At 59.6% G+C, this 21,544-nt stretch carries 22 protein-coding genes; 13 read left to right on the top strand and 9 right to left on the bottom strand.

What is annotated here, in order from left to right:
- Positions 1-125: 125 nt before the first annotated feature.
- Positions 126-635, bottom strand: coding sequence for a hypothetical protein (locus I2I05_RS01005; protein WP_196280348.1), 510 nt, complete (start codon positions 633-635; stop codon positions 126-128).
- Positions 636-780: 145 nt separating this feature from the next.
- On the opposite strand from I2I05_RS01005, the gene I2I05_RS01000 reads away from it, so the two are divergent.
- The 3 genes from I2I05_RS01000 (at position 781) to I2I05_RS00990 (ending at position 4,838) form a co-directional block, all read left to right on the top strand.
- On the top strand, positions 781-1,125 hold the full coding sequence (locus tag I2I05_RS01000) for a hypothetical protein (RefSeq protein ID WP_196280347.1): 345 nt from the start codon (positions 781-783) through the stop codon (positions 1,123-1,125).
- 426 nt (positions 1,126-1,551) lie between these two features.
- The gene (locus tag I2I05_RS00995) at positions 1,552-4,035 is read left to right on the top strand and encodes a TonB-dependent receptor (protein WP_196280346.1); all 2,484 of its coding nucleotides are present in this window, start codon (positions 1,552-1,554) and stop codon (positions 4,033-4,035) included.
- 356 nt (positions 4,036-4,391) lie between these two features.
- Positions 4,392-4,838, top strand: coding sequence for a hypothetical protein (locus I2I05_RS00990; protein WP_196280345.1), 447 nt, complete (start codon positions 4,392-4,394; stop codon positions 4,836-4,838).
- Between the two features lie 5 nt (positions 4,839-4,843).
- Here I2I05_RS00990 and I2I05_RS00985 read toward each other — a convergent pair whose 3' ends face one another.
- Positions 4,844-5,293 (bottom strand): hypothetical protein, encoded by a 450-nt coding sequence (locus I2I05_RS00985; RefSeq protein ID WP_196280344.1) that lies wholly within the window; start codon positions 5,291-5,293, stop codon positions 4,844-4,846.
- Positions 5,294-5,564: 271 nt separating this feature from the next.
- Between I2I05_RS00985 and I2I05_RS00980 the strand changes: the two genes are divergently transcribed.
- Both I2I05_RS00980 and I2I05_RS00975 read left to right on the top strand, forming a co-directional pair.
- Positions 5,565-6,011, top strand: coding sequence for a hypothetical protein (locus tag I2I05_RS00980; protein ID WP_196280343.1), 447 nt, complete (start codon positions 5,565-5,567; stop codon positions 6,009-6,011).
- 298 nt (positions 6,012-6,309) lie between these two features.
- On the top strand, positions 6,310-7,548 hold the full coding sequence (locus I2I05_RS00975; protein ID WP_196280342.1) for an MFS transporter: 1,239 nt from the start codon (positions 6,310-6,312) through the stop codon (positions 7,546-7,548).
- A 32-nt stretch (positions 7,549-7,580) separates the two neighbouring features.
- Here the strand turns inward: I2I05_RS00975 and I2I05_RS00970 are convergent, their stop codons facing one another.
- Positions 7,581-8,042, bottom strand: a complete 462-nt coding sequence (locus I2I05_RS00970) for a GNAT family N-acetyltransferase (protein ID WP_196280341.1) — start codon at positions 8,040-8,042, stop codon at positions 7,581-7,583.
- Positions 8,043-8,182: 140 nt separating this feature from the next.
- On the opposite strand from I2I05_RS00970, the gene I2I05_RS00965 reads away from it, so the two are divergent.
- The 4 genes from I2I05_RS00965 (at position 8,183) to I2I05_RS00950 (ending at position 10,286) form a co-directional block, all read left to right on the top strand.
- Positions 8,183-8,608: a hypothetical protein gene (locus tag I2I05_RS00965; RefSeq protein WP_196280340.1), complete on the top strand. Its 426-nt coding sequence runs from the start codon at positions 8,183-8,185 to the stop codon at positions 8,606-8,608.
- A gap of 106 nt (positions 8,609-8,714) precedes the next feature.
- Entirely contained in the window at positions 8,715-9,161 is a 447-nt protein-coding gene (locus I2I05_RS00960; protein ID WP_196280339.1) for a DUF6526 family protein, read from the top strand.
- Between the two features lie 83 nt (positions 9,162-9,244).
- On the top strand, positions 9,245-9,547 hold the full coding sequence (locus tag I2I05_RS00955) for a DUF4286 family protein (RefSeq protein WP_196280338.1): 303 nt from the start codon (positions 9,245-9,247) through the stop codon (positions 9,545-9,547).
- A 130-nt stretch (positions 9,548-9,677) separates the two neighbouring features.
- The gene (locus tag I2I05_RS00950; RefSeq protein ID WP_196280337.1) at positions 9,678-10,286 is read left to right on the top strand and encodes an arylesterase; all 609 of its coding nucleotides are present in this window, start codon (positions 9,678-9,680) and stop codon (positions 10,284-10,286) included.
- On the opposite strand, the gene I2I05_RS00945 is transcribed toward I2I05_RS00950, so the two are convergent.
- On the bottom strand, positions 10,249-11,166 hold the full coding sequence (locus tag I2I05_RS00945; protein WP_196280336.1) for a DUF72 domain-containing protein: 918 nt from the start codon (positions 11,164-11,166) through the stop codon (positions 10,249-10,251). The two genes, I2I05_RS00950 and I2I05_RS00945, sit on opposite strands and share 38 nt — an antisense overlap.
- A 32-nt stretch (positions 11,167-11,198) precedes the next feature.
- Positions 11,199-11,786: a phospholipid scramblase-related protein gene (locus I2I05_RS00940; RefSeq protein WP_196280335.1), complete on the bottom strand. Its 588-nt coding sequence runs from the start codon at positions 11,784-11,786 to the stop codon at positions 11,199-11,201.
- Positions 11,787-12,287: 501 nt separating this feature from the next.
- On the opposite strand from I2I05_RS00940, the gene I2I05_RS00935 reads away from it, so the two are divergent.
- Positions 12,288-13,175, top strand: a complete 888-nt coding sequence (locus I2I05_RS00935; RefSeq protein ID WP_196280334.1) for a septal ring lytic transglycosylase RlpA family protein — start codon at positions 12,288-12,290, stop codon at positions 13,173-13,175.
- A 157-nt stretch (positions 13,176-13,332) separates the two neighbouring features.
- Positions 13,333-15,765: a penicillin acylase family protein gene (locus I2I05_RS00930; protein WP_196280333.1), complete on the top strand. Its 2,433-nt coding sequence runs from the start codon at positions 13,333-13,335 to the stop codon at positions 15,763-15,765.
- 124 nt (positions 15,766-15,889) lie between these two features.
- Here the strand turns inward: I2I05_RS00930 and I2I05_RS00925 are convergent, their stop codons facing one another.
- Positions 15,890-16,216, bottom strand: a complete 327-nt coding sequence (locus I2I05_RS00925; protein ID WP_196280332.1) for a hypothetical protein — start codon at positions 16,214-16,216, stop codon at positions 15,890-15,892.
- Positions 16,217-16,587: 371 nt separating this feature from the next.
- Entirely contained in the window at positions 16,588-17,292 is a 705-nt protein-coding gene (locus I2I05_RS00920) for a C40 family peptidase (RefSeq protein WP_230688068.1), read from the bottom strand.
- Between the two features lie 334 nt (positions 17,293-17,626).
- On the opposite strand from I2I05_RS00920, the gene I2I05_RS00915 reads away from it, so the two are divergent.
- On the top strand, positions 17,627-17,989 hold the full coding sequence (locus I2I05_RS00915) for an eCIS core domain-containing protein (RefSeq protein WP_196280331.1): 363 nt from the start codon (positions 17,627-17,629) through the stop codon (positions 17,987-17,989).
- 302 nt (positions 17,990-18,291) lie between these two features.
- On the top strand, positions 18,292-19,062 hold the full coding sequence (locus tag I2I05_RS00910) for a hypothetical protein (protein ID WP_196280330.1): 771 nt from the start codon (positions 18,292-18,294) through the stop codon (positions 19,060-19,062).
- A gap of 129 nt (positions 19,063-19,191) precedes the next feature.
- Here I2I05_RS00910 and I2I05_RS00905 read toward each other — a convergent pair whose 3' ends face one another.
- Together I2I05_RS00905 and I2I05_RS00900 are read right to left on the bottom strand one after the other, a co-directional pair.
- Entirely contained in the window at positions 19,192-20,118 is a 927-nt protein-coding gene (locus I2I05_RS00905; protein ID WP_196280329.1) for a helix-turn-helix domain-containing protein, read from the bottom strand.
- 159 nt (positions 20,119-20,277) lie between these two features.
- Positions 20,278-21,438, bottom strand: a complete 1,161-nt coding sequence (locus tag I2I05_RS00900) for an acyl-CoA dehydrogenase (RefSeq protein ID WP_196280328.1) — start codon at positions 21,436-21,438, stop codon at positions 20,278-20,280.
- Between the last annotated feature and the right edge of the window lie 106 nt (positions 21,439-21,544).

The raw sequence follows: 21,544 nt of genomic DNA, 5'->3' as shown, positions 1-21,544 counted from the left end.
GAAATAAAATAGGGAAACGGTTGAATGCGGACGGAATGGCCGGACGCAGGGCGTCGGGCCGCTGCGTGAGCGGCATTCAAAGGGCGTTCCAAGGCAAGAATGGCTGTCAGATTGACAGCGCGGGGCTACTTAAGCGGGCGGTACAAGCCCGGCAGTTCGGAGAGGTAGTCGGCCGCTGCTGACGGGCCCGTGCCATGCACAGCGTTCCATTCGGCCAATAGCACCGGCAGCCGCACCGAATAATCGCACAACCAGTGCAAACCCGGAATGGCCGTCAAAAAAAACTGGATATCGAACTTGATAAACGGCCGCGACAGGGCGATGAGCGAATCGATGGCCAGCTGGTTGTGCACCCGGCGGCGGTTGATGGCCAGTACCAGCCGCTCGAGCGGCAGCTTCACCAGCCCGGGCATCCAATTTGTACCCAGCCACACTTGGTCGTACACCGAAATATCCGGGAACGAGTTCATGTCCAGCAGCATAGAACTTACTTCCAGCTGTTTGGCCAGCTGCAAAAGTTGCTCGGCACTGGCCCGGAACGTGCGCATGTCTTGCCCCGAAGCCCACTCAACGCGCAACAAGCCCAAGGCTTCGTCGTGCTGCACAGAGAGGTCGGAAATGGTCGTAATTATCACAAAAAAGCTCGGCCTGGGCCGCTTGGGGCGAAGGTACTGCAAGGGGTACGAAAAACGAGCTTCAATTGGATTGCGAACAAGCCGCAGAGTTTAAAAAAATGATTCTGCCTCCTGCGTTTATTTCTTTCCGTACATATTTGCAGCCGTGTCCGCCCTGCGTTCCCATATCGCCCTGCTGCTGCTGCTCTGCCTCACGCGCACCATGTTGCCCGAGGCGTGGATATTGGATTTGCACGCTCACACGCACACCACGGAGGAGCCAGCCCAGGCCCCAGCCTTCCGGCACAAGGGCAAGGCCATCGTCAGTGCCCAGCACCAGCACTGCGCCGCCGAGCACTTCTACGACGTGCCATTCTTGTTGAATGCGCCAGTGGTGGTACCCCAGCCCGTGGCCCGGCCGTGCTTTGCCACGGCGCCCGTGCCCACAGTGGCCACTGCGCCTTGGATAGCGCAGGAGCCGGCCCAGCCACGAGGGCCGCCAGCCGCCTAGCAGCTCCCGATTTTCCTGATTTTCGGCCATTCGATTTCCTAACTGCGCCGCCGTTTGGCAGCGGACTTGCGGCTGTGCCGCCGTTGAGTGGTTCTGCTCAGTAGTTCCTCGGCGTTGCTTATTCCTGTCTGTTCGAGCACGGAAATCACGACCTAGCATCCTCCCGAAATCAGCGACAGCTAGTAATCCCGACGTGGCAGTAACCCTGCCTGTGGCGATGCGATAACCATTTTCGCGGCGCTTAGCCCCCCCTGTAGGGCAACGATTCAGCGGCGGTGCCGGGCTTGGAGTCCGCGCTGCTTCCCCCAAAAAATTCCTGGTCAGCCTATATAACAAGCTGAGCTTATCGGTAGAACAAAGTGCTGCTTGCCAGCCGCGTTCCCCTTTCCTTTCAATTCATCGCTCTTTGGGCGACACTCAATTTTTATGACTCTTTCTGTATTATTCAAACTGTTTGTGGTGTGCGGTGCTGTTTCCACCGCCGCGGCGCAAGACGTGCCCGCCGCGGGCGAGGCGGCGCGGCCGCTTTCACGGGCGCGCACCGTGGCGCCGCCTTTTGCCGGGCGCGTGGTGGATGCCGCGACCGGCGAGGGGCTGCCCGGGGCCAACGTCGTGTTTGTGGACCTGAAACGGGGCACCGCCACCGGCGCCGACGGCAGCTTTAGCTTCGCCAAACTGCCACGCGGGCGCTTCACGGTGCAAATCCGTTTCCTAGGCTACAACACTGTGACCCAGACGGTGGATACCGGCAACGGCCAGCCACTGGAAGCCAAACTCACGGCATCGGCCACGGAAATTGGGCAGGTGGTGGTAACGGGCGTATCGCAGGCCACCGAAATGCGCCGTTCGCCGGTGCCCACCTCGGTGGTCGACCACACGCGCCTCAACCAAACGCTGGGTTCCAACATCGTCGACGCCATTGCCCACACGCCGGGCGTGAGCCAGATTACGACCGGCGCGGCCATCAGCAAGCCCGTGGTGCGCGGCTTGGGCTTCAACCGGGTGGTGACGTTGAACAACGGCGCCAAGCAGGAAGGCCAGCAGTGGGGCGACGAGCACGGCGTCGAAATTGACGAGTTCAGCATCGACCGGGCCGAGATTATCAAAGGGCCAGGCTCGCTGCTTTACGGGTCCGATGCCATGGCCGGCGTCATCAACTTCGTGGCCCCCGACCCCGTGGACGAAGGCCGGATTCTGGGCGTGGCCACGGCTAACTACCAGACCAACAATAACCAACAAGGCTACTCGTTCCAGAACGCCGGCAACCTCAACGGCCTGAACTGGTTGGCGCGCGGCACCCGCAAGGTGGCCGGCAACTACCGCAACCGCTACGACGACCGGGTTTATAATTCGGGCTTCAACGAGTGGGACGCCAACGGCTACGTGGGCGTGAACAAAAGCTGGGGCTACTCGCACCTCACCTTCAGCAGCTTCAATCAGCGCGTGGGACTTACCGAAGGAGCCCGCGACGCTGTTACTGGCCGCTTCCTGAAAGACATTCCCGATGGCTCCGATACCCGGGCCGTGCCGGTGACCGACGAGGACCTGCGCGGCTACGAGCTGGCCGTGCCCCAGCAGCAAATCAACCATCTGCGCATCGGTACCGACAACAACTTTATTCTGGGCGAAAACGGGGCGCGCCTCACGTTGCTCGTCAACTACCAGCAGAACCTGCGGCGCGAGTACGGCAACGTGTTCGACCCGGCGGAAACGTCGCTCTACTTCCAGCTCCGCACCGTTGATTACTCGCTGCGCTACTTTCTGCCCGAAATCAAGGGCTGGAACCTGACGGTGGGCACCAGTGGCCTGCACCAGCAAAACCGCAACCTGGGCGTTGAATTCCTGATTCCAGCCTATCGCACCAGCGAAGCCGGCGTGTTTGGGGTGGCCAAGAAAACCGTGGGCGCGTTCGATATCAGCGGCGGCCTGCGCTACGACCGGCGCCGCATCACGGCCGATGCGCTGTTCTTGAACGCCGACGAGCAGCCTACGAGCAGCACCGACCCCGATGCCGAAACCAAGTTTGCGGGCTTCCGCAGCAGCTTCGGCAATTACAGCGGCAGCGTGGGCGCGGCCTACAACCTGAACGAGCGGCTGACCGTGAAAGCCAATATTTCGCGTGGTTTCCGGGCGCCGAACATCGCCGAGCTCGGCTCCAACGGCCAGCACGAGGGCACCATTCGCTACGAAATCGGGCAGCCAGGCTTGCGGGCCGAAACCAGCCGGCAACTCGATGCCGGCGTGAGCTACGTAACCGACCACGTGCGCCTAAGCCTCGATGCGTTCACCAACACCATCGACAACTACATTTTTCCGCGCCGCCTGCTCAACGCCGTCGGCACCGGCGACTCGCTGAGTCCCGAGGGCAACGGCGTGTTTCGCTACGAGCAGGGCAAGGCCCGGCTAATGGGCGGCGAGCTCAGCCTCGACTTCCACCCCCACCCACTCGACTGGCTGCACTTTGAAAACTCTTTTTCCATGGTGCGCGCCACGCAGCTGGACCGGCCCGAGAATGAGAAATACCTACCCTTTATTCCGGCCGACCGACTGCAATCGGAGCTACGCGGCAATTTCCGCCGCCAGGGAAAGCGCCTCACCAATCCCTACGTGCGGGTGCAGCTGGAGCATACGTTTGCCCAAAACCGCTTCTTCTCGGCATTTGATACCGAAACGGCTACGCCGGGCTACACGCTTATCAACGCGGGCGTGGGCACCGATTTCGCCAGTGCACGGGGCCGCACCCTGGCCTCGCTGTTCATCACGGCCAATAACCTCTTCGACGTGGGCTACCAAAGCCACCTGAGCCGCCTGAAATACGCCGACCTCAACCCCGCCAACGGCCGAAGCGGGGTATTCAACCAGGGGCGCAACGTGAGCGTGCGGCTGGTGGTGCCGCTGTCGTTTAAGTAAGCAGGCGCTGTTTAGCATCCTGTTCTGGCAACGGCTTACACTTGGTTGAACGACAGCATAATTAATCTAGAGTGGGAATATTGGCACTTGTCTACCACTCCCAACTGCCGGTTTGCTCATCCTGACGGAAGCCTCTGACTCCGCGTTTACGAAACTCATCGCCTCGGCACCTTTGCTAAACTTTGATTCGTAGAGGGGTTTCTTAAACTTGCGCGGCTTTGCAGCGACCTGTTAACAGCAGGTTTCGGGCAGGTGCCAGTGTTTCACCAAAAGGAGCTTTATCCTGACACCTTTTGCGGTGCTAGTTTCGCGACCTCTTTTGTCGTTTTTCATCTACTCTCTCCTCGGGGCACGCTATGCAGACTAATCCGCTGTTTCGGTTACTCTTGCTCATCAACTTGTGCCTCACCAAATTTTATGAGCAATGGTACCCCCACGACGCGCATTGGCAAGCCGCGATGGTGACGCCCTTGCTGCTCCTGTGCAACGTACTCGAAATCCAACTGCTCGCCGAAGCCTTCTCGGACGAGCCAGCGGGCGGCGGGCTGCTCCTCGGGGACGTCTTGCTCACGTCCCACCAGCAAGCCTACGCAGTGGCCCTGCCCTCGTTGCTCCTGGTCGGGGCGGTCAATTATGTCTTGGTGTACCGCCGCGGGAAGTACGAGGACTATTTCTTTCGCCTTTCCCACGAGCGCACCGACATTCTCCACCGCGACTTCTTCGTGCTTGTGGGGTATTTCGTGCTCACCGTCGTACCTGTGGGGTACTGGCTCGTCCAGAAAATAGCAAACATGCCGTCATAGCTCGTTCACTTTAACGGTAGGTTTGGCACCTGCTGGTTTCGCCGTGGTTTGGCGATAAGGTGATAATACGCGGCCCCGTAGCATAGGCCGGCAGCGGTGTAAATGAGGGCCAGCTTGCCGTTGTAGGCGCTGCTGCGCATCAACCCATCGTGGTTCCAGGCGGCCAGCCACAGAAAGCAGGTCGCCCCGCTGGCCACGCCCGCCGCCAGGGCATGGCCCCGGCTGGGTGTGTGGTGGTCGCGGCGCCGGCAAATGGCCCCGTGGCAGGCCGCCAGCAGCACGTGACCGGGCCAGGAGTAGAACAGCTCGAAAAGCGGCAGGACCGCCAGGGCCGCCGCCCAGTGGGACACCGGCTTTCCCACCAGGTCCGCCCACACTTGCCAGGACAGGCTCCGGTCGAACATGCGCAGCCAGGCCGCCGCCGCGCTTAGCCCGAACAGCCCGATTCGTGTCATGAGGTGGCGCATCGCCCGGCCAAGGTACGGGCGGCGGTGCGTCCGGGCCAACGCCCGACGCCCCCACCGCGTTCTGTGAGCCGCTAACCCGCTTCAATCGGGTGCCAGTAATGGTTTAGCCAAAGGGTCCCAAACGTGACCGAACGGTTCGCCAAACGTTTCGAACCGTTTCACGAGGCGCTGCGTGAACGTTTCGGCGCCTCTTTGTCCCCGAAAGGAGGGTTACTTTGTCACGGAACTGCTTCAAGTGCCATCATCGCTCCTTTCGCGCATGGGTTTCTTTGTCCTATTGCTAAACAAGGAATTATCTCCAGCAAGAGTGGCCAGCCTGCTCGGGCGCCTGTTTGCCATCGAAGCAGCTTCTGTAGCGGAACTGCTCTCCACTGCCTCCAGTCAGCTCTACTACGAAATCCGCTTGCTTCAGCAGGACACTGTTCCCCGTAGCGATGACCCCGCAGCCATCTTCTTCGTGGAGTTGTGCATCTATCCTCACGGGCAACTCCAGGCCCTTTACGACAGCGACCAAGCGGTTGCTCGTGCGTTCTCCCACGAAAGCCAGCTGCCCGTTATCGTCGGTGCCCAAAACAAATTAGACCCGTACCGCTGGCTGCTGTTCGAAGCGGAGCAAGTGTACGAAGTGGACGAGTGGCCGGAGGACGAGGAGACTGCGGCCATCACGGTGACCAGAGAGAATAAAACACGGCGGCCTTCACGTTAAGCAGGCCCGAGCCAACGCATCCAGGTTCCTTTATGAAAAGCGGCGTTCACCAAAACGGAAATTTAAACCAACCATCACCATACAAACACTATTTTACAAGAGCGCATTGTCGTCCCTTGGCTGCGCTTTAATATTTCCAACTACACATAAACGCCGTTTTGAAAGAGCTTCGGCCCAACCTACACGGCTTCGGAAGTTGCCGCCCAAAGCAAGGCGTCTTGCTGCTTTCCTGGTGGCGGCGAGCCGCTTTGCTGATGGATTTTTGTACGCCATCTGCTTGCGCACGCTACATTTCGCCATGCAAGCCACTCAAACCCCAAAAGTCACTGTTTTTTCCGCCGCTGTGATTGTGGCAGCGCTGGGCTATTTTGTTGATATCTACGACCTGATTCTATTCAGTATCGTGCGGGTCCAGAGCCTCAAAGACCTGGGCATCATCGACAAAGCCGAGGTTACCAATCAAGGCTTGTTCCTGATAAACATGCAGATGGGCGGCATGCTGGTCGGCGGTATCCTGTGGGGCATTCTGGGCGACAAGCGCGGGCGGCTGTCGGTATTGTTCGGCTCGATTCTCCTTTATTCCCTGGCCAACCTAGCCAACGGCTTTGTGACTTCCGTGGAGCAATACGCCTGGCTGCGGCTCATTGCCGGCATCGGCCTGGCCGGGGAATTGGGCGCGGGCATCACACTGGTGAGCGAAAGCCTGCCCAAGGAAAAGCGCGGCTACGGCACCATGGTGGTAGCTACCGTGGGCGTGAGCGGCGCCATGCTGGCCTACTGGGTGGGCGAGCAGCTGGGCTGGCGCAACGCTTACTTTGTGGGCGGCGGGCTGGGCCTGGCGCTGCTGCTGCTGCGCGTGAGCGTGTTCGAGTCGGGTATGTTCCAGCAGGTGCAGGCCCAGACGGAAGTGGCCCGCGGCAACTTCCTGAGTTTGTTCACCAACGGCGCCCGCTTTGGCAAGTACCTGCGCATCCTGCTGATTGGGGTGCCGCTGTGGTTTGTGGTGGGCATTTTGGTGACGCTGGCGCCGGAGTTTGGGCGCGAGCTGGGCCTCACGGGCGAGGTCACGGCCGGCTTGGCGGTGTTCTGGTGCTATTTCGGGCTGGTGTTTGGCGATTTTATCAGCGGGGCGCTCAGCCAGCTTTGGCACTCGCGCAACAAGGCGCTGCTGGTGTTTCTGGCGTTTTGCGCCGTGCTGGTGGCGGTCTATCTGTTCGCCATCAAGGGCGCCTCGCCCACGGTTTTCTACGCTGTGTGCTTTGTGCTGGGCATGTCGGTGGGTTTCTGGGCGCTGTTTGTGACGGTGGCGGCCGAGCAGTTCGGCACCAACCTGCGGGCCACGGTGGCTACCACGGCGCCCAACTTTGCCCGCGGCTCGGTGGTGCTGCTGGTGCCGGCATTTAAGTACTTGAGCAGCCAGTTTGGCTTCGTGCCCGGGGCAGCCATCCTGGGCGGTGTGTCGCTGCTAATGGCCTTTTGGGCGGTGAGCACCCTGCCCGAGAGCTACGGGAAAGAGCTTGATTACGTAGAAGAGTAGCACAGCCGAACCGGATTTGCTGGCTGACGGGCTCAGATGCTCAGCCGCATTTCCAGCAGGTGCGCGGTGAAACCCGCTTTTTCGTAGGCCCGCCGGGCGGGTTGGTTGTGGGCGTATACTTCGAGGCGGATTTCGGTGAGGCCTTGCCCGGCCACCCACTGCTTGAGGGCGTCCAGAATGAGGCGATTGATGCCCTGCCCGCGGTAGGCCGGTGCCACATACATGAAGCCCAGGTACGCATACTCCGCGTGCTGGTGGTACGCCTTGGCCGGTTGAATGCGGGCGTAGCCGGAGCCCACGAGTTGCTGCGCACACTCGGCAACCAGCAGCCGGGATTGAGAACTGGCCAGCAGCTCCGGCAGGTTATAGTAGCTGATGGCTTCGTGCCGCAGCGTGGGGTCGAAGGGCCGTTCCGCCTCAATCACGCCTTGCTCAAAGCGCAAAAGCGTTTCCAGGTCATTGAGCGTTGCCAGGCGGATAGAAACCTCGTTCATAGTGCTTTATTGAAGAAAAAGGAATTGGGGCTGGCAAATATTGCCGGCTGAATATGGTTGAAGTTATTACTTCGTCAACTTCCGGCAGTGGCTTGCGTTTCAGGCAGTAATCATTCGTTGTTTGATTTCTAAATCCTATCATGAAAAACCTATTCCTTAGCGGCGCCCTCCTGGCCGCCCTTTTCGTTGCCACCACCGCATTGGCCCAAACCACGCCGATGCCAGCCCCGACTCCAACCCCCGACCCAACTGCCGTGCCGCTCACCCCCGAGCAGCAGAAGCAGCGCACCGACGACGCCAAAGCCGCTTACGAGCAGCAGCAACAGCAAGCCAAAAACAACGAGCAAGCCGTGCGCGACACGAAGAGCCAGCTCAAGGAGCAGGCCAACCAGGAAAAAGACCTGAAAAAACAGCTCCGGGCCCAGCGCGAAGAAGAAAAGATTCAGAAAGTGCAGCTGAAAGAGCAGCGCCGCGCGGCCCAGGAAGCCAAAAAGCAAGAACGCGTCGCCAAAGACTTGGCCAAAGCCGAGAAGCGCCGCGTGAAGGAATTGGAGAAAGCCAAGTAATTCGCCACTTGCTCCGTTAAGAAAGCTCCGGCCTCGGCCGGGGCTTTTTTTTGGCGTATTCCGCCCCGCTTCTTTTACCTTTCGCCCTCCTGCTTACTTCCAACCCATGGCCAACCCCACCAAAAACACCCCCATGTACTACCCGTGGCACCACTTTGTGCTCGTGCCCCTGGCCCTGCTCCTGGCGGGCTACGCCGTGCTGCGCTACACCAAAGTGGCCGGCGACGACGACCAGATAGCCCGGCTCTGGTTCAGCGTAGCGGCGCTGGCCATCATCGGCTTGGGGGTGCTCATCATGCTGCGGCAGCACTACGCCCTGCAACTGCAGGACCGAATTTGCCGCCTCGAGGTGCGCCAGCGGTATTTCGAAGTCAGCGGCCAGCGCTTTGCTGCGCTCGAAAAACAGCTCAGCCTCAGCCAAATCCTGAGCCTGCGCCTGGCCGGCGACGCCGAGCTGCCCGCCCTGGCCCAAGCCGCCGCTACCGATAAACTTTCGCCAAAAGACATTCAGGCCCGTATTACCAATTTTCAGTTCGACTCCCTGCGCGTCTGAAAAGGGTGCCTGAGCAGTGGCGGGAGTTCTTTTTGCTTCTAGCCGCCCATGTTCAGCCCCCGTTCACTCCTTTCTTCTTCCTCATGATTCTCTACAACGTCACCAGCAGCATCGAGCCCAGCGTGGCCGACCAGTGGCTGGACTACATGCGCACCACGCACATGCCCGAAGTGATGGAAACCGGCTTTTTTCTAAAAAGCCAGCTCTGCCGCCTGCTCAACGAAGAAGACAACGGCATCACCTACGCCGCCCAGTACTACTGCATCAGCGTGGAGCAGCTGGAAGAATACCAACGCGTGTGCGCTCCCGCCCTGCGCGCCGACATGGAAGCCCACTTCGCGGGCCAATACGTGTCATTTCGCACCGTGCTCGAGGTCGTGGAATAGCTCATTGCTTTATGTAGCGCGGACTTTGCAGCCCGCGTGTTCGCGCCATTTGGGTATCTGTCGGAAACGCGGACTACAAAGTCCGCGCTACGGCACAAAAACGGCTTTGGTGCTGTTGAAATAGCACCCTATGAAAAACCTTATCTTCTTCGGCGACAGCCTCACCGCGGGCCACGGCCTGCCCGCTGCCGCCAGCTTCCCGTCCCTGATTCAGCGGCGGCTCGACGAGCAGCAGCTTCCTTATAAAGCCTACAACTACGGCGTGAGCGGTGAAACCAGCGCCGGCGGGCGCCAGCGCTTGGCTTCGGTGCTGGCCCGGCATCCTATCGATGTGTTCGTGCTGGCCCTGGGGGCCAACGACGGCATTCGGGGCATTCCGGTGCGCGAAACCACCCACAACCTGCAGTTCATTATCGACGCCGTGAAGCGTCAGTACCCGGAGGCACAAATTGTGCTGGCCGGCTTGGAGTTTCCCTTCGACCTAGGCCCACTGGGCGGCCATCGCTTGGCCCACTACGCCACCGAATTTAAGGCCCTGTTCCGCACCCTGGCCGACAAAAACAGCTTGCCCTTCGTGCCCTTCCTGCTGCAAGGCGTGCTGGGCCGCCGCGAGTTGAACCTCGCCGACGGCGTGCACCCCAACGCGGCAGGCCAGCGCATCCTGGCCGACAACGTATGGCAGATTCTGGGCCCGCTGCTGCTTAGCCGAACAGATTCCCCTGTACCGGCTGGGGAATGACGAACGGGGGCGGCACCGCAATGCCCGTTAGCTCGCGCATCTTATTGAGGAAATAAGTGGCGAGGACGGGCGCGTGGCGCACGTCTTTCTGATGAATGAAAAAGTAGACGTCGTGCACACCCTGCGCCACCCAGGCGGCCAGGCGCTCGGCCCAGGCGTCGGCACGCTGGTAGTCGGTGCTGTGCAGGCCGTGCCCGTTGAAACGGATGAAGGCCACCGGCGTGGTCAGGCGCATGGGCAGCACATCGCGCCGGCCGGCCACGTCGGTTATCACCAGTGTTTTGTTCAGGGCCTCGAAGGTGGCAAATACAGCATCGGCCAAGGCTTTGTCGGCAAACCAACGGGGATGGCGCAGTTCCACCGCCAGCGGCACGGTTTCCGGAAAGTCGAGCAGAAACCGCTCCAGACGCGGCAGGTGTTCGGGGCCAAAGTGCGGCGGCAACTGCAGGAAGGCCCAGCCCAGGTTCTCGCCCAGGCCCTCGTAGGCGCGGGCCATCGGCACCACCAAATCATCGGCCTGAAACAACTCCCGCTCGTGGCTGATGCTACGCGGCAGCTTGGGGCAAAACTTAAAACCGGGCCCCACGGCCGCGCACCAGCGGCGCACCGTGGCCGCATCGGGAATGCGGTAGTGCGTGGTGTTCAGCTCGATGCTATTAAACTGCTGCGCGTAGTAGTGCAGGTAGTCGGGCTCTTTGATGCCCGCGGGGAAGTAGGTGCCCAGCCATTCCTTATTGGTCCAGATGGGGCAGCCCACGTGCAGGCCGGCCGGGGCGGGCTGCGTGGCGCGGGCGCGCGCCAGCACCCGGGCCGTTTCGGGGTGGTCGGGCGGGAGCCGAAAATCAACGTAGCGTAAGTCGGGCAGGCGGCCGAAATCCATGCCGCAAAGGTAGGGACCGCACCGCCAGGGCGCTATTCCGCGAACACCATGTCGATGCACAGCGCGGCCGCCACAATCATGGAACGAATGGCGTCCGTGGCCGCCACAGTGGGTTCGATGTTGATGACGTAGTTGTCGGCCGAGGTGAACAACTCCTTGCCCAGGCCCATCCACTTTTTGGTCACCAGCGCAATTTGCTCGCCGTCGCGCAGAAACTTGTAGTTGAAGCTGGTCACTTTGCCTTCCACCGTGCAGATTACCCGGCCGCCGCCGTCGAGCACGTCCAGCTTGCCGCCGAAGCTGAGCACGTGCTGCCGAAACGAGCCCACCAGCGCTTGGTTGCCATCGAAGACCTGCACCGTGGACCGGAACAACGAAACGCCCCGCGTGAGGCGCAGCACGTCCTGCCCTACCCCGTCCTTCACCTCAATGTCGAACGGCGTCTGGGTTTTGTACTTCGTGAACCGGAACATTTTCGTGAAAAAGCCCAATTTGGGTTCTCGGCATTCCAGCAGCGGCTGCTGCGATTCCAGGTCCAGAATGTCGTAGCTGTTGGCCGCTTTGAACATGCCAACGTGCTCTTTCACGAAGAACTGGTTTTTAGTAAGAATTTGGTTCATGCAAGGATATAGTTACTGCTGTAAGTAAGCTGCAAGTATAGCCTTATTAAACCCCCGAAGCTTGGCTAAGCGCAATATTTAACGGATAACGAAGCTCCCGCACCGCCTCGGCATGCCAACTGCTTGCCATGTCCCGCAATCGGTCTGGTTAAGGTGCGGTTTCTTTCCGCTCCGGCTTGGGTCTCGCAGTTAACTCATTACGAAAAAATCGGGACTTACGCAAACAGGTTCTGCAGGTAGTTTGACGTGCAATGCCCAAATTTTGCACGTACTGCATAATCTAATTTTTGCACCTGCGCAATGGGTTGCCACCAAATCTGCAAAATATACTTTGAGAGCCTCTCACGGCTGCTTTTCCCACTAGCATGTGAATAAATTAAATGCAAGTTTTAGCGGAAAAGCCCAATTTTTTACCTAATCCAGTTAGTAGCTGGGATGCAAAATTTAGCAAAGCGCGGGTGGATGCGCCTATGTTTGTTTCGCTCACCATCTGCAAATCGCATGATTTTATTTCGTCCCTTCAAAGTACCCGTCCTTTCCAGCGTTCTATTTCTGTTGCTGACTTTGCTGAGCGCTCCGGCGCACGCCACTACCCCCGGCACCACCAAAGCCACTTCAACCCCGACTACTTCCGCCACTACGGTGCTGCGGGGGCGGGCCTCCTGGTACGGCAGTTACTTTCAAGGCAGACGAACCACGAGCGGCGAGCGGTTCAACCGCTTCAAGTACACCTGCGCTCACAAAACCCTGCCCTTCGGCACCCGCATGCGGGTGACGAACGTGAAAAACGGGAAGTCGGTGGTGGTGCGCGTGACGGACCGCGGCCCCTACCGCCACCAGCGCATCATTGACCTTTCAGAAATTGCGGCGCGGCCGCTCGGCATCACCGAATGCGGCGCCGCCACCGTGGTAGCCGAAGTAGTAGCTCCCGAAACGCCCCTGGGCCCGGCCACTACGCCCGATAACCTGGCCGCCCTGTTCGCCGCCGACCCCAACCCCGAGGCCGCCTTCACCACCTACTCGGTACCGAACGCCATTCCGACCCTCGCCGAGCCCGCAACACCGGCCGAGCAGCCCGTCCTCATTGCGGCTTCCAGCGCCAGCAAAATCGAAGTAATGACCGCCACCGAATCCGTGAACTGCCCGTCGGGCTTCCTCATTCAGGCCGGCTCTTTTGTTGATGCCGCCAACGCCCACGCTGTGGAGGCCCGCATCAAATCCCTGCTGCCCGAAGTGCAGGTGAATGTATCGCAATACCTGCTCGATGGGCGCCAGCGCAGCCGCGTGCTCGTGGGCAACTTCGGCGAACGTCCCGAAGCCGAGGCCGTGCGCCAGCAGCTCATGGTGTGGGGCATTGGCGGCATGGTGCGCGAGGTAGCGCTTCGATGACGCTGGGCAACAAGTAGCTACTAGCAAGCGCCGAGCAATCGGCCGGAAGGGCTGGAAACGCAAAAGCAATTGATGACATTGTCGTTACTTGCCGGGCGTTTCCAGCCTTTTTTTGGCTCGCGCGGTGCGCTATTCTTTACTTCCTACGCTTTACTAAATGATAAAGGCCCTGTTGGCGCTGGCCGTCACCCTCACGCTGGTTTGGACGCTGAACACCAAGCACGGCGACGTGCCCCCGTTTGGCAAGTTGCTGAGTCCGTACCGCGGCTTTTGGCAAAACGCCGAGGCCCGCCAGGCTTTTCCTACGCAGCAAACCCTGGCGCTGCCCGGCCTTCAAAAGCAGGTGACGGTGCGCTACGACGACCGCCGCGTGCCGCACGTGTTCGCCCAAAACGACGCCGACCTCTACTTCGCCCAAGGCTATCTTACGGCCCGCGACCGCCTCTGGCAGATGGAATTCCAAACCCACGTAGCGGCCGGCCGGCTGGCCGAAATTGTAGGCCCGGCCCGGCTGGAAACCGACCGATTTTTCCGGCGGATGGGCCTGCCCTTTGGCGCAGCGAACTCCCTGAAGGTAATGATGGCCGACCCCACCACACGCACCGTGCTGACGGCGTATTCGGCGGGGGTGAATGCATACATAGACCAACTCACGCCCGCCACGCTGCCCTTCGAGTACAAGCTGCTCGACTACCAGCCCGAACCGTGGCAGCCCCTGAAATGCGCGTTGCTGCTCAAGTTTATGGCCTGGGACCTGAGCGGCCGCACCGACGACTTGCGCATGAGCAACATCCAAGGCAAATACGGCCCGGCGGTAACCCAAGACCTGTTTCCGGACTACCCCACGCGCGAAGACCCCATCGTGCCGGTGGGCACGCCGCTGGATTTCCAGCCCCTGCCTGCCCCACCCGTACCGAAGTCGTTTGCAACGGCCCAGGTGGCCCACCAGCTCCGCACCGAACCCGACGCCGAGCTGGGCTCCAACAACTTCGCGGTGAGCGGGGCCAAATCGGCCTCGGGCTACCCGCTGCTGGCTAACGACCCGCACCTGCAGCTTAACCTGCCCAGCATTTGGTACCAGATTCAGTTGAATGCGCCGGGCGTGAACGTGTACGGCGTCACCATTCCGGGCGCGCCCACCGTTATTATTGGCTTCAACGAAAACACGGCCTGGGGCGTGACCAATGTGGCGGCTGATGTGCTCGACTTCTACCAGTTGAAGTTCAAAGACAAGACCCAACGCGAATACTGGCACGCCGGCCGCTGGAAACCCGTGCGCCGGGTAGTGGAGCACATCAAAGTGCGCAACCAGCCCGACCGGCTCGATACCGTGCTCTATACTCACCACGGCCCAGTGGTGTACGATAAGCCGGAGAAGCCCTTTATTGCCCAAACGCCCATTGCCCACGCCATGCGCTGGACGGCCCACGACGGGGCCAACGAAGTGCTGGCCTTTTACCAGCTCAACCGGGCCCGCGCCTACCCCGACTACACAGCCGCGCTGGCGCACTACGGTTCGCCGGCACAAAACTTTATTTTCGCTGATAACCAAAAGGACATCGCCATCTGGCCCAATGGCCGCTTCCCGCTGAAGTGGCGCAACCAGGGCAAATTCATTCTTGACGGCACCGACCCGGCCTACGATTGGCAGGGTTGGATTCCGGCCGCGCACAATCCCCATGTGAAGAACCCAGCGCGCGGCTTTGTGAGCTCGGCCAACCAGTTTTCGGCGGGGCCCGACTACCCGTATTACCTCAACTGGAATTACGCCAATTACGAACGCGGCCACCGCATCAACCAGCGCCTCGGCGCCATGCGCCAGGTAACGCCCGACAGCCTGCGCCAGCTCCAGAACGACGTGCTCGACCTCAACGCCCAGCTGATGCTGCCGAAAATGCTGGCCTTGGTGGCCGCGCCCGCCCTTGGTTCGGCGGAGGCCAAGGTGCTGGCCGAAATGCGCCGCTGGCCGCATCAGTACACTGCCGATGCCATTGGTGCGAGTGTGTTCAACCTGTGGTACAACGACTTTGTGAAACGAATCTGGGAAGATGACTTTGGTAGCAAGGTCACTGGCGTGGAAATGCGCTACCCGCCCCGCGACCGCACCAACAACCTGATTCTGAACGAACCCAATTCGCCCTGGATTGACGACCGCCGAACGCCCGCCAAGGAAACCCTGCCACAGCTGGCACTGCAAAGCCTGCGCTTTGCCACCGACTCGCTGACGCGCAAGCTTGGCCCTTTCGGGCCCAAATGGCGCTGGGCCAACCAAAAAAGCACCGACGTGCTGCACCTGCTGCAGCTCCCCGGCTTCGGGCAGTTGGACGTGGACTGCGGCGGCGGGGCGGGCATTGTGAACGCCACTTCGGAGCGCAACGGTCCTTCCTGGCGCATGGTGGTGGCGCTGGGCCCCCGGGTGCAGGCCTACGGCGTGTACCCCGGCGGCCAGAGCGGCAACCCCGGCTCGCCCTTCTACAACAACCTGCTGGAAACCTGGCGTGTGGGCCAGCTCGACGAATTGGTGTTTCTGCGCTCTGCCCAGGAGCAGCACCCGCGCGTGCCCACGGCCTGGACACTGCAGGGCAAATAAGGCATTATCCAGCGCCGCTTCCGGGCCGAGTGACATTAAGAGTACCTTTTGCGGGCAAGCTTGACCCGAACGCAAAAAAGCCGCTCCCGAAGAAGCGGCTTTTTTTTGCGTTTTAGGGGCGCGGCTATTTGTTGCCGTTTCCTTTGCTGTGGCTGCCGGCCAGCTGGCGCTTGTCTTCGCGGGGAGTTACGTCCTGGGCTTCGCCCTCGCCTTCCTTGTTTATTTCCCGGCCAATGAAGATGATGGCGACCGTCGCCAGCGCGGCTACGCCCAGCACCATCTGGGTGGGGGTAAACTTGTGGGCGGCTTTGCGCAGCAGCACGCCGCCGTGTTTCAGCAGGTCGTCCATGTGCTCATGCCGGCCCTGAATGACGTGGAAAGCGCTTTCAAAAGTGCGGGCCAAGTCTTCGGGCATGATTTTTTCGAGCTGCTGTTCGATTTGCGAGTCCATATAAAGGGTATTGAAAAGAAGAGGTGAAAGGTGACGAGGCGTTGGCCTCGAAAAATGCTGTACGCAAAAGTCCTCAGCTGGGCTAATTTTCTTCCGAAATTCATGTGAAATACCCGATGCCAGCGTCACCGCTTCGCCTCGTCCCAAGCGCGCACTATCTGGCTCTTACGGCTCATAGTCAGCATTGTATTTCCTCTTAGTCACGAGTTGTATCGCACCGATAGCCGTAGCCAATGACTAGCGACACTCTTTAATGCCGCGCCTTGCGGAAACACCTACTCAGGAGCAACTTTATGCCAATGGAAGGCTACAAAAAAAGCGCCCGGCCGTATAGGCCGGGCGCTTTGCCAGGTGCTGATGAAACGCGCCGCTTACTCGGCCGAGGCTTCGGCTTCGGCGGCGGCCGGTACGCGGCCGGCCGCATAGAAATTGCGCTGGTAGTAAGGCTGCTTTAAGGAACTCACCATGACGCCGCCGTTGGTAGCAGAGTGGGCGAATTTCCCGTTTTTCAAATAAATGCCGACGTGGTAAATGGGGCCTTTGCCGCGACGGAAGAAAACCAGGTCGCCGGTTTTCATCTCGCTCTTGGCAATGTGCTTGGTGGTGGAAAACATGGAGCGCGACGAGCGCTGCAACGTGATGCCGTACACCTCGCGGAACACGCGGGTAACGAAGCCGGAGCAATCGGTGCCTTTGCGCGAGTTGTTGCCGTAGCGGTAGGGAGTGCCTAGCCAGTCGGTTACGGACTGTAGCAAGTCCTTGTTTTCATCGAAAGCCAAGTGCAGGCCCAGGGTCTGCGCGTAGTAGTTATAGGCCAGCGAGTCGCGCGAGGCGGCCAAGTCAGCCGCTGTGGGCACCAAGGCGGGCTTGGCCGCAGGCCCATTGGCCGGGGCGGCAACAAGCGTGGGAAGTTCGGAGGCGGGCTCGGTCGTCGTCAGGGCGGGAAACAGCGATGCTTCGGCTACGACAGGCGCCAGAGCGGCACGGGACGTAATCGAAGCATCGGGGGAGCGCTCGAAGAAGAAGGAGAGAGCCAGCGAGCCGGCGGCGAGGCAATACAGAAAGCTATTTTTCATTGTCCGTCGTAGGGGGGTGGGTCACAAATTCCGGATTCCTGCTGATGGGAGGAAGCGCCGGGCAGTCGGTTTCTTAGGCGATAGGCAAGGCTGCGAGGAGCCGAGAGAAGAGGTTAGAAAAAGAGTTATTATCCGGTAATTCATATTGTTTATGAAATCGGACTTAGGGTAAAGCTAGGCCTAACTTTTGATAAACACAGCATTGTATCCCGGAAAAAATCAAATTTTCTTATTAAAATATAATTTTATCTTCCTTTAATAACTTCTACAGTTGCAACCATCCCGTAGTCGCTGCCGTATTAGCTCGCCCCAAATATTTCCCTACCTTTCTTCTATGCAAAATCTCCGAACCTGGACTCGCTCGCCGCTGGCGCGCATCGCCTGCTTGGTGCTGGGCAGCCGGCGCGTGGCCATGGTTATCGGCCAAACGGTGCACCTGAGTGGTACCACCCGCGAGCAATTCTTGGCCGATGCCGAATGGGTGGCCCATGAGTTGGTGCACGTGCGCCAGTTCAAGGAGCACGGGTTCGTGCCTTTCCTCTGGAAATACCTCGTGGAGTCGGTGCGGGTGGGCTACTACCACAACAAGTATGAAGTAGAAGCCCGCGAGGAGGCCCGTCGCGTGGTGCTGGCCAACCCCGACCACGTGCTGCTGCCCTTGCCCAAACACGCCCAACCCAAAGAGCCGCGGGCATAGCCGCGCTTTCCTTTCGACGCCCTGCTATTGACCAAGTATCAGCGCGGCTGCGTCTTTCGTTTTGGAGCCTTATTGTGGCCGCCGCCAACGAGTGATTTCGGCTGGTGCAGGAGTGTAAACAGCGCTTCTTTACCGGCGAGAAACTCTTTAGTACAGCCGTAGTTTGATGCCGGCAGCCTTATGGCCAAGGTTTAATTTCTTGACGGTGAGTGCAACTTATGACGGGGAACTTACGAATACAAAGCCCCGCGGCTTTCGGCCGGGGCTTGTTGATTCCTTTCCACCATTTCCTTCTTTTCACTATGGACAACCAACCAAACCAGTCGGGCAACCCCATGTCCGGTGACGACGTTCGTAACCAAAATACCGGTTCTACCCCCGGCAGCACGGGCTTGACCGGTGCTGAAACTTCGGGCACATCCGGTGCATCGCGCAAATCGGGCACAACCAATGGCCCAGCCCGGAGCGGTGCGGCCCAGCCTACTGCCAGCACGCCAGGCAGCAATTTAGGCAATCCGAGCAACAACCCGCAAAACGTCCGCGAAGGTGATAAAAGCGGCAACGTCCTCGACAAAGCGCTCGAAGGCGGCAAGAAATGGATTGAAGATTCTGGCGTACTCAACAACGTAAACCAGCTGCCCCAGAGCGTGAAAGACTGGAGTTCGCGCGCCGCAAGCCGCGTAAACGACCTGACGACCACCCAGAAAATTGTGGGCGGGGCCCTCTTGGCCGTAGGCCTTGGCTACTTGGCCACCCGCAAAGGCAAATCGGAAAAGTCCGAGGCCCGCTACAACCGCCAGGGCAGCAGCTACGGCCGGCGCTCCAGCTACGGCTATCAGGCACCCGATGCGTCCAACAGCCGCCGCACCAGCGTAGGCAGCGGCCGCACCGACAGCGGCTCGCCCTATGGCAACAGCGGCAGCAGCTACGGCTCGGGCTCCAGCGGCAGCTATAGCAGCGGCAGCAACGCCGGCTCTGGCTTTGGCTCGTCGACTTCGGGCGGTGATTTCAGCGCTCGGACTTCGGAAAGCAGCTACCGTTCAAAAACCGACGATTTCCGCAACATTGAATAGCGTTTAAGCCTCGTGCATAATTAAAAAGCCCCGCTTCTTACCGAAGCGGGGCTTTTTAATTATGCGGTTGACTGGTTCTAGAGGAGTTACTACACTATCAATTCCCGCACGACGACCGTCAAGTCAACCTTAAATGTTCATGGCCGATTCGCGGCGGCGCATTTTGCCGGCCGGAATACCGAACATCATCTTGAAGCGGCGGCAGAAGTAAGCGGTGTCTTTGTAGCCTACTTCTTTGCCGATGTCGCGGATGCTTTTCTTGGTGGTGCGTAGCAGGAACACGGCGCGCTCCATGCGCTGGTATTCGATGTAGTCCTGCGGGTTGATGTTGGTCAGCATCTTGAAGTACTGGCCCACGTAGTCTTCGCTCACGTTGGCTACGCCGCTCAGCACTTTGTTGCTCAGGTCGCCGCCCAGGTTCTCCTTGATGTAGTTGAACAGGTCGATGAGGCGCGGGTCCTTGAAGTAGGTGCTGTTGGTGGCCAGCTGCTCCACAAACATGTTGTTGCGCAGCACGTAGCGCACCACTTCCACCACTATATTTTCGGTGTAGATGTTGATGAGGCGCTCGCGGCCGGGCAGGTCCTGAATGCTCTCTTCCACCACCTTAATCACGAGGTTGGCCAGCTTGGGCTGCCCCGAGATGAGAAAGGCCGGCACGTCGAGCGAGGCGAAGAAGTTCACCGAGTCGAACACCTTGGCTTCGAAGCTGACGAAGCTGTGGCTTTCGTCGGCATCGCCGATGAGGTCGAGGTTGTCGTTGGAATGAAAGAACTTGTCCTTGTTGGTAATCAGGTCGTCGTTGGAAATGACGCGGTTCTTCTGGTCCTGGCCATAGCTCACACGGGTGGGCCGGCCGCCGGGAATGAAGAGCATTTCGCCTTCCTCCACCACCATTTCTTCTTCGCCGAAGGTAATGTGCCCCTTATGCAGCAGAATGAGGTTGTTGCCAACATCGTAGGAATTGCGCACCGTGAAGGGCTGATGCAACACCAGGTTTTTGGCCTTGATGTAGCGGACGCCTAACGACTCGATGACTTTATTGTAATCTTCCATAATTCGGGATGCCAAAACGGCCTGAGGGAGGGAGCGGACTGGGTAACTGGGTGGCTACCGCAGTGCAATATAACAGCTTGAAATTCACAAAAACTAAAAACCCAGCCATTTAGTGGCTGGGTTTTGTGCAATGAATCTGAATTTTAGGCTATTCGCTCCTTACTTGAGGATTTCCCGCGAAATCACAATTTTCTGAATTTCAGAAGTCCCCTCGTAAATCTGGGTGATTTTGGCATCGCGCATGAAGCGCTCCACGTGGTATTCTTTCACAAAGCCGTAGCCACCATGTATCTGCACGGCTTCTACGGCCGAGTCCATGGCCACCTTGGAGGCAAATAGCTTGGCCATGGCGCCGGATTTGGCGTAGTCGGCGTGGTTGTCCTTGTCGGCGGCGGCTTGCAGGCAGAGCAGGCGGGCCGCGTCGATGTTGGTAGCCATGTCGGCCAGCTTAAACTGGATGGCCTGGTGCTTGGCGATTTCGACCCCAAACGCCTTGCGCTCCTTGGCGTATTTCAGGCTGAGCTCCAGCGAGCCGGAGGCGATGCCGAGGGCCTGCGAGGCGATGCCGATGCGGCCACCGGCCAGCACCTGCATGGCGAACTTGAAGCCGAAGCCGTCGGCCCCGATGCGGTTCTCCTTGGGCACCTTCACGTCGGTGAACATCAGCGAGCAGGTGTCGGAGCCGCGAATGCCGAGTTTGTTCTCTTTGGGACCCTGAATGAAACCGGGCATGTCCTTGTCCACAATCAGCACGTTGATGCCGCGCGACTTCAATTCGGGGTTTGTTTGGGCGATTACGAGGTACACCGAAGCGGTGGTGCCGTTGGTAATCCAGTTCTTGGTGCCGTTCAGGAGGTAATGGTCGCCCATGTCCTCGGCGGTGGTGCGCTGGCTGGTGGCGTCGGAGCCGGCTTCGGGCTCGCTCAGGGCGAAGGCGCCGATGATTTCGCCCGAGCACAAGCGGGGCAGGTACTTCTGCTTTTGCTCTTCGGTGCCGTATTTCTCCAGTCCCCAGCACACCAGCGAGTTATTCACCGACATGATGACCGAGCACGAAGCATCGACTTTGCTAATTTCTTCCATCGCCAGCACGTAGCTCACGGTGTCGAGGCCCGAGCCGCCGTATTCGGGGCTCACCATCATGCCCATGAAACCCAGCTCGCCCATTTTCTTGACTTGCTCGGTAGGGAATTTCTGGTGCTCGTCGCGCTCGATGACCCCGGCCCACAGCTCGCTCTGGGCAAAATCACGGGCGGCGTCGCGCACGGCCAGCTGCTCTTCGGTCAGCTGATAAATGTTAGTGGAAGTGGCGGTTTGCATGAACAGGGTGGGAAAATGGATTAATGGAACAAAAGTACGCCCGGGGCGCGGGGCGGGCAAGGTGCACGGTAAAGCGGGCGGTTCAGAAGCTTAACCATTTGAGAGA

Origin of the sequence: Hymenobacter jeongseonensis (assembly GCF_015694725.1) — a bacterium.
GTDB classification, from domain to species: Bacteria; Bacteroidota; Bacteroidia; order Cytophagales; family Hymenobacteraceae; genus Hymenobacter; species Hymenobacter jeongseonensis.
This window is presented reverse-complemented; position numbering and strand designations above follow the sequence as displayed.

What these genes read in the sequence shown, in the direction of transcription:
- I2I05_RS00995 (WP_196280346.1), top strand. Translation starts at nt 1,552, where the DNA reads ATGACTCTTTCTGTATTATTCAAACTGTTTGTGGTGTGCGGTGCTGTT.
- I2I05_RS00990 (WP_196280345.1), top strand. Translation starts at nt 4,392, where the DNA reads ATGCAGACTAATCCGCTGTTTCGGTTACTCTTGCTCATCAACTTGTGC.
- I2I05_RS00985 (WP_196280344.1), bottom strand. Translation starts at nt 5,293, where the DNA reads ATGACACGAATCGGGCTGTTCGGGCTAAGCGCGGCGGCGGCCTGGCTG.
- I2I05_RS00980 (WP_196280343.1), top strand. Translation starts at nt 5,565, where the DNA reads ATGGGTTTCTTTGTCCTATTGCTAAACAAGGAATTATCTCCAGCAAGA.
- I2I05_RS00975 (WP_196280342.1), top strand. Translation starts at nt 6,310, where the DNA reads ATGCAAGCCACTCAAACCCCAAAAGTCACTGTTTTTTCCGCCGCTGTG.
- I2I05_RS00970 (WP_196280341.1), bottom strand. Translation starts at nt 8,042, where the DNA reads ATGAACGAGGTTTCTATCCGCCTGGCAACGCTCAATGACCTGGAAACG.
- I2I05_RS00965 (WP_196280340.1), top strand. Translation starts at nt 8,183, where the DNA reads ATGAAAAACCTATTCCTTAGCGGCGCCCTCCTGGCCGCCCTTTTCGTT.
- I2I05_RS00960 (WP_196280339.1), top strand. Translation starts at nt 8,715, where the DNA reads ATGGCCAACCCCACCAAAAACACCCCCATGTACTACCCGTGGCACCAC.
- I2I05_RS00955 (WP_196280338.1), top strand. Translation starts at nt 9,245, where the DNA reads ATGATTCTCTACAACGTCACCAGCAGCATCGAGCCCAGCGTGGCCGAC.
- I2I05_RS00950 (WP_196280337.1), top strand. Translation starts at nt 9,678, where the DNA reads ATGAAAAACCTTATCTTCTTCGGCGACAGCCTCACCGCGGGCCACGGC.
- I2I05_RS00945 (WP_196280336.1), bottom strand. Translation starts at nt 11,166, where the DNA reads ATGGATTTCGGCCGCCTGCCCGACTTACGCTACGTTGATTTTCGGCTC.
- I2I05_RS00940 (WP_196280335.1), bottom strand. Translation starts at nt 11,786, where the DNA reads ATGAACCAAATTCTTACTAAAAACCAGTTCTTCGTGAAAGAGCACGTT.
- I2I05_RS00935 (WP_196280334.1), top strand. Translation starts at nt 12,288, where the DNA reads ATGATTTTATTTCGTCCCTTCAAAGTACCCGTCCTTTCCAGCGTTCTA.
- I2I05_RS00930 (WP_196280333.1), top strand. Translation starts at nt 13,333, where the DNA reads ATGATAAAGGCCCTGTTGGCGCTGGCCGTCACCCTCACGCTGGTTTGG.
- I2I05_RS00925 (WP_196280332.1), bottom strand. Translation starts at nt 16,216, where the DNA reads ATGGACTCGCAAATCGAACAGCAGCTCGAAAAAATCATGCCCGAAGAC.
- I2I05_RS00920 (WP_230688068.1), bottom strand. Translation starts at nt 17,292, where the DNA reads ATGAAAAATAGCTTTCTGTATTGCCTCGCCGCCGGCTCGCTGGCTCTC.
- I2I05_RS00915 (WP_196280331.1), top strand. Translation starts at nt 17,627, where the DNA reads ATGCAAAATCTCCGAACCTGGACTCGCTCGCCGCTGGCGCGCATCGCC.
- I2I05_RS00910 (WP_196280330.1), top strand. Translation starts at nt 18,292, where the DNA reads ATGGACAACCAACCAAACCAGTCGGGCAACCCCATGTCCGGTGACGAC.
- I2I05_RS00905 (WP_196280329.1), bottom strand. Translation starts at nt 20,118, where the DNA reads ATGGAAGATTACAATAAAGTCATCGAGTCGTTAGGCGTCCGCTACATC.
- I2I05_RS00900 (WP_196280328.1), bottom strand. Translation starts at nt 21,438, where the DNA reads ATGCAAACCGCCACTTCCACTAACATTTATCAGCTGACCGAAGAGCAG.